At 71.8% G+C, this 12,439-nt stretch carries 11 protein-coding genes; 8 read left to right on the top strand and 3 right to left on the bottom strand.

Translation table 11 applies throughout. The features are described from left to right. The first annotated feature begins 36 nt into the window (after positions 1-36). On the top strand, positions 37-678 hold the full coding sequence (locus tag ABZY44_RS03775; protein ID WP_356649949.1) for a hypothetical protein: 642 nt from the start codon (positions 37-39) through the stop codon (positions 676-678). A 129-nt stretch (positions 679-807) separates the two neighbouring features. Here the strand turns inward: ABZY44_RS03775 and ABZY44_RS03770 are convergent, their stop codons facing one another. After that, entirely contained in the window at positions 808-2,502 is a 1,695-nt protein-coding gene (locus ABZY44_RS03770; RefSeq protein ID WP_356649948.1) for an AMP-binding protein, read from the bottom strand. A 462-nt stretch (positions 2,503-2,964) separates the two neighbouring features. Here ABZY44_RS03770 and ABZY44_RS03765 point away from each other — a divergent pair, with 462 nt between their 5' ends. After that, positions 2,965-3,594 carry an RDD family protein gene (locus ABZY44_RS03765; RefSeq protein ID WP_356649947.1) on the top strand — a complete coding sequence of 210 codons (630 nt, stop codon included), beginning with the start codon at positions 2,965-2,967 and terminating at the stop codon, positions 3,592-3,594. An 85-nt stretch (positions 3,595-3,679) separates the two neighbouring features. On the opposite strand, the gene ABZY44_RS03760 is transcribed toward ABZY44_RS03765, so the two are convergent. Next, positions 3,680-4,195, bottom strand: coding sequence for a DUF4188 domain-containing protein (locus ABZY44_RS03760; protein WP_356649946.1), 516 nt, complete (start codon positions 4,193-4,195; stop codon positions 3,680-3,682). Positions 4,196-4,284: 89 nt separating this feature from the next. On the opposite strand from ABZY44_RS03760, the gene ABZY44_RS03755 reads away from it, so the two are divergent. Next, complete coding sequence (locus ABZY44_RS03755) at positions 4,285-4,926, top strand: MerR family transcriptional regulator (RefSeq protein WP_356649945.1); 642 nt, start codon at positions 4,285-4,287, stop codon at positions 4,924-4,926. A 149-nt stretch (positions 4,927-5,075) separates the two neighbouring features. Here the strand turns inward: ABZY44_RS03755 and ABZY44_RS03750 are convergent, their stop codons facing one another. After that, positions 5,076-5,915: a serine protease gene (locus ABZY44_RS03750; protein WP_356649944.1), complete on the bottom strand. Its 840-nt coding sequence runs from the start codon at positions 5,913-5,915 to the stop codon at positions 5,076-5,078. A 459-nt stretch (positions 5,916-6,374) separates the two neighbouring features. Here ABZY44_RS03750 and ABZY44_RS03745 point away from each other — a divergent pair, with 459 nt between their 5' ends. From ABZY44_RS03745 to ABZY44_RS03725, 5 genes are all read left to right on the top strand, one after another. Continuing rightward, a complete protein-coding gene (locus ABZY44_RS03745; RefSeq protein ID WP_356649943.1) occupies positions 6,375-7,826 on the top strand; it encodes a glycoside hydrolase family 16 protein in 1,452 nt (483 codons plus the stop codon). 290 nt (positions 7,827-8,116) lie between these two features. Next, positions 8,117-9,193 carry a LacI family DNA-binding transcriptional regulator gene (locus ABZY44_RS03740; RefSeq protein WP_356649942.1) on the top strand — a complete coding sequence of 359 codons (1,077 nt, stop codon included), beginning with the start codon at positions 8,117-8,119 and terminating at the stop codon, positions 9,191-9,193. Positions 9,194-9,370: 177 nt separating this feature from the next. Further along, entirely contained in the window at positions 9,371-10,681 is a 1,311-nt protein-coding gene (locus ABZY44_RS03735; protein ID WP_356649941.1) for an extracellular solute-binding protein, read from the top strand. Further along, positions 10,678-11,586 (top strand): sugar ABC transporter permease, encoded by a 909-nt coding sequence (locus ABZY44_RS03730; protein WP_356650074.1) that lies wholly within the window; start codon positions 10,678-10,680, stop codon positions 11,584-11,586. Before ABZY44_RS03735 ends, ABZY44_RS03730 begins: the two co-directional genes overlap by 4 nt. Next, positions 11,583-12,416, top strand: coding sequence for a carbohydrate ABC transporter permease (locus tag ABZY44_RS03725; protein ID WP_356649940.1), 834 nt, complete (start codon positions 11,583-11,585; stop codon positions 12,414-12,416). The genes ABZY44_RS03730 and ABZY44_RS03725 overlap by 4 nt, the downstream gene beginning before the upstream one ends. The last annotated feature ends 23 nt before the right edge of the window (positions 12,417-12,439 follow it).

Raw genomic sequence — 12,439 nt, 5'->3', positions numbered from 1 at the left:
CGGGCGCGTCGCCCGGAGAACGCGAGGAGCACACAGATGACTCAGTCCAGTCCCCAGCCGCCCGCCTATCCGGCGGGTCCGGGCGAGGGAGGCGAGGGCGCCGCCGCGGACGCGACCGGCAAGGCCCCGGGGCGCGGTGCCCGGATCGTACGGTTCACCCGTGAAGGCCGGGCCCGCTGGGTGGCCCTCGGGCTGGTCGTCGTCGCGGCGGCCGGCACCGCGGGGGCCGCGGCGGTGGCGGTGGCGGACCACGACCACGTGCGGCGCACCCGTGCGGAGCGGGTCTGGGACCGGTTCGACCTCGAGAGCCGGGGCGGCGGCCCCGAGGCGGCTCCGCTTCCCGGCCGGCCCGGCCCGCGGGCCGACAAGGGCGGCCGGCCGGGCATGGAGGGGCCCGGGAAGCCGGGACGCGAGGAGGGGAAGGTCGTCGACCGGCCGGACCACGCACCCGTGCCGCTTCCCGCGCTGGCGGCCGCCCAGGCCCTGGAGAAGGCGGAGGCGGCCGTACCCGGTGGCAAGGCCGAAGGGCTGCGCGTGATCGCCCAGGAGGGTGGCGGGAGCGCCTGGCGGGTCGTGGTCCTCGGCTCCGACGGGGTCCGCCACGCGGTGACCCTGGCCGGCGACGGCGCGGTCACGGGCAACACCGTCGCGGGGAAGGGCGCCAAGGCGGCGCGCTGAGCGACGGCACGGCCCGCCCGGTGTCCGGCCCGCCGAGGGTGGTCGGACACCGGACAGCGGCAGCCACCGGTGGGGCGGGGGCCCGGTGGCCGATGACCGAGGCCCGTTGACCAGTGACCGGTGGCCGTCCTACGGGCTCGTGGGCGGGTGCAGCAGCCGGACCGCCATCTCCCGCATCTCGATCTTGCGGATCTTGCCCGTCACCGTCATCGGGAACTCCTCCACGACGTGGACGTAGCGCGGGATCTTGAAGTGGGCCAGCCGGCCCTCGCAGAAGGCCCGGACGGCCGGCGCGGTCAACGGCTCCGCACCCTCGCGCATCCGTACCCACGCCATGAGCTCCTCCCCGTACTTCGGGTCGGGTACGCCGATCACCTGGACGTCCATGACGTCCGGGTGCCCGTGCAGGAACTCCTCGATCTCGCGCGGATACAGGTTCTCGCCGCCCCGGATCACCATGTCCTTGATCCGGCCGGTGATGCTCAGGTAGCCGTCGCCGTCCATGACGGCGAGATCGCCCGTGTGCATCCAGCGCGCCGCGTCGACGGCCTCGGCGGTCCGCTCGGGCTGGTCCCAGTAGCCGAGCATGACCGAGTAGCCCCGCGTGCACAGTTCGCCCGGTTCGCCGCGCGGGACGGTCCTGCCGGAGGCCGGATCGACGACCTTGACCTCCAGGTGCGGTCCGACGCGGCCCACGGTGGAGACCCGGCGCTCGACCGAGTCGTCCACCCGGGTCTGGGTCGAGACGGGCGAGGTCTCCGTCATCCCGTAGCAGATGGACACCTCGCGCATGCCCATCCGGTCGATGACCTCCTTCATCACCTCGACCGGGCAGGGCGAGCCGGCCATGATGCCCGTGCGCAGGCTGGAGAGGTCGTAGGACTCGAAGTCCGGATGGGCCAGCTGGGCGATGAACATGGTGGGGACCCCGTAGAGCGAGGTGCAGGACTCCGCCTGTACGGCCGCGAGGGTGGCCCCCGGTTCGAAGGCAGCCGCGGGGATGACCATGGCCGCGCCGTGGCTGGTGCAGGCGAGGTTTCCCATGACCATGCCGAAGCAGTGGTAGAAGGGGACCGGGATGCAGACCCGGTCGAGCTCGGTGTACCCGCACGTCTCGCCCACGAAGAAGGCATTGTTCAGGATGTTGTGGTGCGAGAGCGTCGCGCCCTTGGGAAAGCCGGTGGTCCCCGAGGTGTACTGGATGTTGACGGGGTCGTCCGGGCTCAGTGCGGACTGGGCACGGGCGAGGTCGGCCCGGTCGCCATGGCGGCCGCGCTCCAGCAGGGAGTTCCAGAGCGGCCCGTCCAGCAGGGCCACGAACTCCAGTGCCGCGCAGCGCGGCCGGATCTCCTCGACCATGGCCGCGTAGTCGGAGGACTTGAACCGGTCCGCCGCCACCAGCAGCCGGACCCCGGACTGGCACAGGACGTATTCCAGCTCGTGGGAGCGGTAGGCCGGATTCACGGTGACGAGGATCGCCCCGATCTTGGCGGTGGCGTACTGCACGAGCGTCCACTCGGCCCGGTTGGGGGCCCAGATGCCGACTCTGTCCCCCTTGACGATGCCCAGGTCCAGCAGTCCGAGGGCGAGGGCGTCGACGTCGGCGCCGAACTGCGCGTACGTCCACCGACGCCCGGTCGCCACCTCTACGAGGGCGTCCCGGCCGGGGAACCCGCGGACGGCTCGGTCGAGGTTCTCCCCGATCGTGTCACCCGACAACGGCACTTCGCACGCCCCTGACGCGTAGCTCGACTCGACGGACGGCACATGGACCCCCTGGGCTCGGTGGCGTGCCGGAGCCCCTTCGCCCCGACGTCTCCTCATGATCCCCACGGCACGCGCCGGGGGCCAGACCCCGGCGGTGCCGGCCGCCTTCGGGACGCGGGACGCCACGAGGTCGCCGCAAGGCGGTGACCGCGGAGGCCTCCGGTCGTTGTAGGTGGCGGTCAGCGAAGTGGCCCCGGGAGTCCCGGACCCGTTGTCAGGGTCCGGGACTCCATGCCGTTCCGGGGGCTTCGCCCTCGCGGGCCGTTGCGCCCTCGGTCCCGGTCCCCCGAGGCCCCGCGCGTGCGCGCGCACGACCGCACAGGACCGCGCTTCACGGCTGGTGGGCAAGTAGCGGCGCCCCGTCGGGTCATGGGCTCGTCAATTGGACAAGTGGCCGATCTTACTAACACGATGGCCCCGCAAGTTCGCGGATTGCGCAGGGGGGGCGGACCCGCTCAGGTCATGGCGTCCCTCCACGCGTGCCGCTCGTCCCCGTTACACCCCTGGAGAGACTTCGCCATGAGCTTCGGCGACCCGAACAACCCCTACAGCCAGCAGCCCCCGCAGGGCCAGCCCGGCTACCCGCAGCAGGCGCCGCAGGGCGTTCCCCCGCAGTACGGCTACCCGCAGCAGCCCCCGGTGGGCATGCCCCCGCAGCAGCCGTACGGCGCGTACCCGCCTGCCGGGATGCCGGGCATGCCCGCCGGAATGCCCGGCGCCGGGATGCCGCCCCTGGCTCACTGGGGTCTGCGCGTCGGTGCGCTCCTGCTCGACGGCCTGATCACCGTGGCCCCGATGTACGCCCTCGGCCTCATCGACCTCGCCATGAGCGACGACCCGGCGACCGCGGGCCCCGGCGTCTTCTTCACGATCGGCGTCCTGTACACGATCGGCATGAGCATCTTCCAGCTGTACAAGGAAGGCTCGACCGGACAGACGATCGGCAAGAAGGCCCTGGGGATCAGCCTGCGCCGCGCGGTCGACGGGAGCGTCCTGGGCTTCGGCATGGCCTTCGTCCGCAGGCTCGCGCACTTCCTGGACTCCGTCGCCTGCTACCTCGGCTGGCTCTGGCCGCTGTGGGACGAGAAGAAGCAGACCTTCGCCGACAAGGTGTGCGGCACCGTCGTCGTCAAGGTCCCCAAGAACTGATTCCACCGCCCGTCCGGTGCGCGAGCACCGGCCGCCGCGACGAGGGCCCGTCCGGAGGATCCGGACGGGCCCTCGTCGCGTGCGCTCAGCCTTCCGGAACGGCCGGAACGGAACGGTGCGCCAGGCGGTCGGCAGCGCCGCGGCCGCGGGCTTCGAGGGGGAGCACGCCGGTGGCCGCACCCAGCCCGAAGGGCGGCATGTCCGCGTAGATGGACTCGTACGAGCCCTCGGGCACGATGTACGTCTCGTGCCACAGGCCCACGTGCTGGCGCGCCTTGCCGGTGAGCTCCTTGCGGTTCATCATCGCCCAGGCCTTGCGGTGGAGCATGTCCGGCGCGGCCGCGTAGGCGTACAGCTTCTCCTTGGACTCCCAGTACTGGACGACGTAGTACGTCCGGGGTGACGCGGTGAGCAGGACGTGGTTCAGGAGTCCGCGGCCCTCGTCGCGGGCCAGCTCGCGGAGCATGCGGGGCATGGCCAGGAGGACCGGCAGCCAGTGGTGGACGGCCCAGAAGTGGTTGATGCGCATCCCTATCAGCAGGACGACCACGTCGCCCTCGACGGCGGCGGTGGTACGGCCCGGTAACGGCTTCGCGGACACACGGCCTCCAGGTGGCCTGATTGGATGACGGCACGGCACTGTCCAGCGCCCGGTTGGATAGTGACACTCTCCAATGGAAGGTTCAAGAGATGCGGCTGGCGGAGCTGAGCGAACGGAGCGGCCTGCCCACCGCGACCATCAAGTACTACCTGCGCGAGGGCCTGTTGCCCGCGGGGCGCCGCGTCGGCGCGACGACCTCGGAGTACGACGAGGGACACGTGCGGAGACTGCGCCTCGTGCGCGCGCTCATCCAGGTGGGGGGCCTGTCGGTGGCGAAGGTCCGGGAGGTCCTCGGCCACGTCGACGACGAGTCGCTCGGCCGGACGATCCGGCTCGGCGCGGCGCTCTGGGCACTGCCGCAGGGGCCGGAGCCGGACGAGGAGGACGGGGCGGTGGCGAGCGCGCGGCTCGAGGTGGACCGGCTGCTGCACTTGCTGGGCTGGTCGACCGCCCGGGAGCTCGGCGCCCTCTCGCCGGTCCACCGGTCGCTGGTGGTCGCCGTGGCCACCTTGATCCGGCTCGGCTATCCGTGGGACGCGGAGCTCATGGCTCCGTACGCGGAGCTCATGCACCAAGCGGCCGTGCGCGACCTGGACTTCGTCGAGACCCACCCTTCCGAGACGGAACAGGTGGAGACCTCGGTCGCCGCGACGGTCCTCTTCCAGCCGGTACTGAAGGCCCTGCACCGGCTGGCACAGGAGGAGGAGTCCGCCCGGCGGTACGGCTTGTAGCCGACACGGACGGGACGGGACGGGCGGGACGCGACGGGACGGGCAGGACGCGGCGGGGTGGGGCGGGCGGGACGGACAGGGCCGCCGGACGGGCGAGTACGGGTCCGCCGGCGGGGGCCGCGGAGGACCCCCGCCGGCGGACCTGAGCGCTACGGCTTCGGAAGGGTGCAGCCGGCGCGGGCCAGGTCGATCTTGTTACCGGGACCCACGCAGGGGACGATGATGTACGTCTGCTGCGCGTAGTTGATGCCCTGGCGGACCGTCACGGCCCCGCCCTGGTCCACCTCGCACGGGTTGTTCACCGTGCAGCGCCCGCCGTCCTCGTTGCCCGTGTTGTTGACGGCGACGACCTTCCCCGTCGTCGTGTCGATCACCGGCGAGCCAGAGGTGCCGCCGATGGTGTTGCAGGCGGAGGTGTAGCGCAGCGAGTCCTTCCAGGTCCACTCACCCTCCTTGAGGAGGTAGCTGAAACCGTCCGCGTTGCAGCTGTAGGTGCGCTTCCAGTACCCGGACACCACTTTGATCGCGGTGCCCTGTACCGGGTGGGCGTCGTTCAGGGTAAGCGCGTTGATGCCGTACTGGCTGCTGATCTGCGCGTACGTCTTGGTGAGCTGGTAGATCGAGATGTCCGTGTCGGTCATCGTCGCGTACGAGATCTTGCTCGCGCGCAGCGTCGCGACCTTGGAGCCCGAGGCGTTGAGCAGCGAGAAGGAGCGACTGGACGCCTTGTCCTTGATCACCTGGCCCGCGGCCGGCATGCCCGATTCCAGACAGTGACCGTTGGACAGTACGAGCGCGGGATCGGTGGGCAGCGAGTCGGGCACGCGGACGACCGAGCCGGAGCAGTTGCTGAGCGCGACCGTGCCCGCGTAGGTGACCGCGACGGCCTGGGTGGCCGCACCCTCCCTGGTGGACTGGGCCACGGCCGGGGCCGCTGCCGCTCCGGTGAGGAGCAGAGCGAACGCGGCGGCGGCGAGAGGCTTGTTCATGTGGGGGTTCCCCTCTGGTGACAATGCGACCGAAGATCCTTCGGTTGTCATGCGCATTGTTGATACCTCTCCCTCAACTCACAAGAGGGCCTACTCAGTTGAGGTCTCAGCGAGAAAAGGCCGTATCCCCACTTGCGCCCGCGGCCGGGGCCCCTGTCCGGGCGCTCGCGCGACGCGCGACCGCCCGGACGGCCCGGGAGCTTTCCCGTCCGATCCCTTGACGGCCCCTGGGGCGGGGAGCACAGTGGCCACCGACCCCCGCTTGAGAGCGCTCTCACGCGCCGGTTCGACCCACCCCCGGGGTGCCTCGCTCCGCCCGTCCTCCCCGCGTCCCCCGCGCTTCTCCCTGATCCCCCGCGATCCCCGCTGTCCCCGCTGTCCCCGCTGTCCCCGCTGTCCCCGCTGTCCCCGCTGTCCCCGCGATCCCCGTTCCCCCACACCCCCTCAGAGAGGGCACCCATGCCCCAGACACCCGGCAGAGAACGGCGGTCGGTCCGACGGGCCGTCATCGCCGCACTGAGCACAGTGGCGGTGGCGGCCGCGGCCGCCGCCGTCGTCAGCCTGCCCGCCAGCGCCGCCGCCCCGGCGGTCCCCACGGGCTGGTCCCAGGTCTTCGTCGACGACTTCGACGGGGCCTCGGGCTCCGGCGTGAACACCGCGAACTGGCAGTACACCACCGGCACGAGCTACCCCGGCGGCCCGGCCGGCTTCGGCACCGGCGAGGTCGAGACGATGACCGCGAACGCCTCCAACGTCTCCCTCGACGGCTCCGGTCACCTGCGCATCACCCCGCGCCGGGACGCGGCGGGCAACTGGACCTCCGGCCGCGTCGAGACCAGGCGTTCCGACTTCCAGCCCCCGGCGGGCGGCAAGCTGCGCACAGAGGCCCGTATCCAGATGCCCGACGTCACGGGCGCCGCGGCCAAGGGGTACTGGCCCGCGTTCTGGATGCTGGGCGCGCCCTACCGCGGCAACTGGTGGAACTGGCCGGGCATCGGCGAGCTCGACATCCTGGAGAACGTCCAGGGCATCAACAACGAGTGGGCCACCATGCACTGCGGCACGAGCCCCGGCGGCCCGTGCAACGAGAAGTCCGGCATCGGCGGCCAGCGCGTGTGCGCCGGCACCACCTGCCAGGGCGGCTTCCACACCTACGCGGTGGAATGGGACCGCTCCATCGCCGTGGAGGAGATGCGCTTCTACCTCGACGGGGTCAACTTCCACACCGTCCGGTCGAACCAGATGGACGCCACCACCTGGACCAACGCCACCCACCACGGCTACTTCATCATCCTGAACGTGGCCATGGGAGGGGAGTTCCCCGCGGCCTTCGGCGGCGGACCCGACGCGGGGACCCAGCCGGGCCACTCGATGGTCGTCGACTACGTCTCGGTACTCCAGTCCACGGCCGGTACGACCACCCCGCCGACCACCCCGCCCACCACTCCCCCGGCCACGCCTCCGACGACACCGCCCAGCACCCCGCCGGCGGGCGGCCGCGACGCCTACGCCCCCGTCCAGGCCGAATCCCACGACGCCCAGGCCGGCACGGCGAGGGAGACCACCACGGACACGGGCGGAGGCCAGGACCTGACGGGCCTCGGCAACGGCGACTGGGCCCTCTACAAGGGCGTCGACTTCGGCTCCGGCGCGCCGGCGACGCAGTTCCACGGCCGCGTCGCCAGCGGCGCGGCCGACGGGGTGAGCGGGCTCGTCGACGTCCGGCTCGACAGCCGGACCGGCCCGTCGATCGGCGGCTTCGCCGTGGCGGGCACCGGCGGCTGGCAGAGCTGGCGGACCGTGCCGGCGAACATCTCGGGCGTCACGGGCACGCACGACGTGTACCTGACCTTCACCAGCGGCCAGCCGGCCGACTACGTGAATCTCAACTGGTTCGACTTCGGGCGCTGAGCGGACCCCGCACCGGCGCATTCCTCCGTCCTGCGGAAGCCGTCCTCGTCGGACGTCGCGGCCCGCGCGGGCACGCCGGCCGGGGTCGACGACGCTGAGCGGCAGCTCGCCGCCGGAGGAGCGCGCGCCGCGACCGGCCTCACAGCGCAATCGGCCGAGGAAAGGGGCCCGTACGGCCGGGAGCGCTCTCAGTGCCCCGGCCGCACGGGTTACCCTGCTGTCCGGCAGGGCCCACCCGCGGCAGGGCCCGGGGCACCCGCCCCGCCGCCGGACCCGCATGAGGAGCGCCCGTGGCCGAACAGCTTCCCGCAGACCGGCCCACCCTGGAGGCGGTCGCGGCCCGCGCCGGGGTGTCCCGGGCCACCGCGTCCCGGGTCGTCAACGGCGGCGACGGCGTCCGCCCACATCTGGTGGACAAGGTCCGCACGGCCATCCGGGACCTGGGCTACGTACCGAACCACGCGGCGCGCACGCTGGTGACCCGGCGCACCGGGGCGGTCGCCGTGATCATCGCCGAGCCCGAGGTCCGGATCTTCTCCGATCCCTTCTTCTCCCGCCAGATCCGCGGCATCAGCAAGGAACTGACGGCGCACGACATGCAGTTGGTGCTGCTCCTGGTGGAGGACCGCGGCGACTACGACCGGATCGAGCGGTACCTGGCGGGCGGCCACGTGGACGGCGCGCTCGCCTTCTCCCTGCACACCGACGATCCGCTGCCCGCGATCACCCGCCGCATCCAGATGCCCACCGTCTACGGAGGCCGGCCCGGCTGGACCGGGGGCGCCGGAGATTCCGCGGCCCCCTGGGAACACGGCCCGGTGGCCTTCGTGGACGCCGACAACCGCGGGGGCGCGCGCGAGGCCGTACGGCACCTGCTGTCCCTGGGGCGGCGGCAGATCGCGCACATCGCCGGTCCGCTGGACCAGACGTCGGCGACCGACCGGCTCGACGGGTACCGGGACGTGCTGCTCGACGCCGATCCGGCGCTGATCGCCGAGGGCGACTTCACCGCGGCGGGCGGGGCCCGCGCGATGGCCGAGCTTCTGGACCGCTGCCCGGGGCTCGACGCGGTGTTCGCCGCGAACGACCTGATGGCGACGGGTGCCCTGGGCGTCCTGCGCGAGCGGGGCCGCTCCGTGCCCGGCGACGTGGCCCTGGTGGGCTTCGACGACGCGGAGCTCGTGGCGGAGGGCACCGATCCGCCGCTGACGACCGTGCGCCAGGACATCGAGGGCATGGGCCGGCTCATGGCCCGGCTGCTGCTGCGGACCCTGGACAAGGCGCACGGCGCGGGCCGGCAGGGCGGCCCCGGCGTACCGGGCTCGGTGATCACCCCGACGTCGCTGGTACGGCGCGGATCGGCCTGAACGGCGCCCGCCTCGCGTTACTCCCGGGGTGAATGGGACGAATCACGCCGTCGCGCGCAGGACCCTTGACGGGGCGCGGGTGCGGGGTGCACGCTCCACTCGCGTTCTGAGAGCGCTCTCAATACTCTCGGGACCCGCTCGGAAGAGTCGCACCCGCCAAGCCCAGGAGGCCGCACCATGTCCACCCCCCGAGCCGCCGGAAGAGCCGCGCTCCGCCTCGGCGCCGTCACCCTGGCCGGAACCCTGCTGGCCGCCTGCGGATCCGACTCCGACCCCGACGCGAAGTCCACCGGGGGCGCCGGCCGCCACGTCACCCTCACCATCGACCTGTTCGGTGCGTTCGGCTACCAGGAGGCCGGGCTCTACGCCGAGTACGAGCAGCTCCACCCCAACATCAAGATCAAGCAGACGGACACCGAGGACGAGCAGGACTACTGGAAGGCTCTCCAGACCAGGCTCGCCGGAGGCGGCGGCCTGGCGGACGTCCAGGGCCTCGAGGTGGGGCGCATCGCCTCGGTGACGCAGAAGCAGGCCGACAAGTTCTCGGACCTGAAGGAGTTCGGGGCCGGCGCCCTCCAGAACGAGTTCGCCGCTGCCAAGTGGGCGGCCGCCACGACCAAGGACGGCAAGGTGCTCGGCCTCGGCACCGACGTCGGGCCCGAGGCCATGTGCTACCGCAGCGACCTGTTCAAGGCGGCGGGCCTGCCCACCGACCGCGCGGAACTGGCCGCCAAGTGGGCCACCTGGGACGGCTACCTGGAGCTCGGCCGCCAGTACAAGGCAAACGCCCCGGCCGGCAGCTCCTGGCTGGACAGCGTGGGCAGCCTGAACGCCGTCATGGTCGGCCAGGCCGAGGAGCGCTACTACGACGCCTCGGGCGCGCTCGTCTACGAGAACAGCCCCGCGGTGAAGTCGGCCTGGGACGCGTCGGTCACGGCCTCGGCGGACGGGCTCAGCGCCAAGCTGGACCAGTGGTCCCCGCCGTGGAACCAGGCCTTCACCTCCGGCTCCTTCGCCACCATGCCCTGCCCGGCCTGGATGCTCGGCTACATCAAGGGACAGGCCGGCGACGCGGGCAAGGGCAAGTGGGACGTGGCGAAGCTGCCCGGGGGCGCGGGCAACTGGGGCGGCTCCTACCTGGCGGTCCCCCGGGCGGCCCCGCACAAGAAGGAGGCGGCCGAGCTGGTCATCTGGCTCACCGCGGCCGAGCAGCAGACCAAGCTCTTCCGCAAGCAGGGCAACTTCCCCTCCGCCGTCAAGGCCATAGGCCAGGTATCGGACGCCAAGGACCCGTACTTCTCGGACGCGCCGATCGGGCAGATCTTCGGCGACGCCGCCGAGAAGGCCCCCGTCCAGGTGCTGGGGGTGCACGACAAGGACATCGCCGACCAGATCAACAACGCGCTGAGCGAGGTGGAGCGCAAGGGCACGTCGCCGGAGACGGCCTGGTCGAACGCCAAGAAGGCCGTCAAGAACGCCCTGGGCTGAGCGGCGTGACCCGTACCGCCCGGCGGGGCGTCGCCCCGTACGCCTTCGTCGCCCCGTTCCTCACCCTGTTCGCCGCCTTCGGGCTGTTCCCCCTCCTCTACACGGCGTACGTCTCCGTCTACCGCGTCGAGCTGCAGAACCCCGGGGAGATGGAGTGGAGGGGCCTGGACAACTACACCGCCCTGTTCACCGATCCGTTCTTCTGGACGGCGCTGCGCAACACCTTCACCATCGGCGTGCTCTCCACGGTGCCGCAGCTGCTCATCGCCCTGGGCCTGGCCCACGTCCTCAACTACAAGCTGCGCGGCCGGACCTTCTTCCGCACCGCGCTGCTCCTGCCGTACGCGACGTCGGTGGCCGCCGCCTCGCTGATCTTCGCCCAGCTCTTCGGACGGGACTTCGGGCTCGTCAACGACGTGCTGGGGGTGGTCGGTTTCGGTCCGGTGGACTGGCAGAGCGGTACGGCCGCCTCGCAGATCGCCGTCTCGTCCATCGTCGTATGGCGATGGACGGGCTACAACGCCCTCATCTATCTGGCGGGCATGCAGTCCATACCCGGCGAGCTGTACGAGGCGTCCGAGGTCGACGGGGCGTCCCGATGGCGGCAGTTCCTCCATGTGACGCTGCCCGGTCTGCGTCCCACCATCGTCTTCACCGTGGTGGTGTCCACGATCGGCGCCACCCAGCTCTTCGGGGAGCCGCTGCTCTTCGAAGGGTCGATCTCCGGGGGCATCTCGCACCAGTACCAGACCCTGGGCCTGTACATGTACGAGCAGGGCTGGGGCTTCTTCCACCTGGGCCGGGCGGCGGCCATCGCCTGGGTGATGTTCCTGCTGATCGTGGCGCTCGTCGGGGTCAACGCCCTGCTCGTGCGCCGCCGTTCCCTCAAGGAGGCCGGCCGATGAGCTCCCCCTCCACCGCCGGGCGCGGTGGCCGGCTGACCTATGCGGTACTGGGCCTCGCGGTCGTGGTCTCCGCGTTCCCCCTGTACTGGTCCCTGGTCGCGGCGAGCCGCTCCAACGCCGATCTGGCACGGCCGATGCCCTCGCTGCTGCCCGGTCCCCGGCTTCTGGTCAACCTCCAGGCGGTCCTGGAGGAGGCGGACATCGGCAAGGCCCTCCTCAACTCCCTGATCGTGTCCAGTGCCATCACCGTCGGCACGGTGCTGTGTTCCACGCTGGCCGGCTTCGCCTTCGCCAAGCTGCGGTTCCGGGGACGCGGCGCGCTGCTCGGCGCGGTCGTCGCCTCGATGATGATCCCGCCGCAGCTGGGGGTGATCCCGCTGTTCATGCTGATCGTGGAACTGCACTGGGTGAACCAGCTCCAGGCCGTCGTCCTGCCCGGACTGGTCTCCGCCTTCGGCGTGTTCTTCATGCGGCAGTACCTGGCGCAGTCCCTGCCGGACGAGCTGATCGAGGCGGCCCGGGTCGACGGGGCCTCGTACGCCCGTGTCTTCTGGTCGATCGTGGTGCCGGTGGCCCGGCCGGCCATGGCCGTGCTCGGGCTGCTGACCTTCATGACGGCCTGGAACGACTTCTTCTGGCCGGTGGTCGCCCTGTCCTCGTCGGAGCCGACCGTGCAGGTCGCGCTGCGCCAGCTGGGCGGCGGCTACGTCCACGACCAGTCCGTGATCATGGCGGGCACCCTGCTCGGGACGCTGCCCGTGCTGCTGGTCTTCGGCCTGCTGGGCCGGCAGATCGTCGGCGGCATCATGCAGGGCGCCGTCAAGGGCTGAATCCGCCGTCCTCCCTCCTCACC

Source organism: Streptomyces sp. NPDC006544, assembly GCF_040611715.1.
Lineage (GTDB): Bacteria > Actinomycetota > Actinomycetes > Streptomycetales > Streptomycetaceae > Streptomyces.
This window is presented reverse-complemented; position numbering and strand designations above follow the sequence as displayed.

Excerpts from the sequence above, each read along its gene's own strand:
- ABZY44_RS03750 (WP_356649944.1), bottom strand. The coding sequence starts at position 5,915 with ATGAACAAGCCTCTCGCCGCCGCCGCGTTCGCTCTGCTCCTCACCGGA.
- ABZY44_RS03745 (WP_356649943.1), top strand. The coding sequence starts at position 6,375 with ATGCCCCAGACACCCGGCAGAGAACGGCGGTCGGTCCGACGGGCCGTC.
- ABZY44_RS03725 (WP_356649940.1), top strand. The coding sequence starts at position 11,583 with ATGAGCTCCCCCTCCACCGCCGGGCGCGGTGGCCGGCTGACCTATGCG.
- ABZY44_RS03775 (WP_356649949.1), top strand. The coding sequence starts at position 37 with ATGACTCAGTCCAGTCCCCAGCCGCCCGCCTATCCGGCGGGTCCGGGC.
- ABZY44_RS03765 (WP_356649947.1), top strand. The coding sequence starts at position 2,965 with ATGAGCTTCGGCGACCCGAACAACCCCTACAGCCAGCAGCCCCCGCAG.
- ABZY44_RS03755 (WP_356649945.1), top strand. The coding sequence starts at position 4,285 with ATGCGGCTGGCGGAGCTGAGCGAACGGAGCGGCCTGCCCACCGCGACC.
- ABZY44_RS03735 (WP_356649941.1), top strand. The coding sequence starts at position 9,371 with ATGTCCACCCCCCGAGCCGCCGGAAGAGCCGCGCTCCGCCTCGGCGCC.
- ABZY44_RS03770 (WP_356649948.1), bottom strand. The coding sequence starts at position 2,502 with ATGAGGAGACGTCGGGGCGAAGGGGCTCCGGCACGCCACCGAGCCCAG.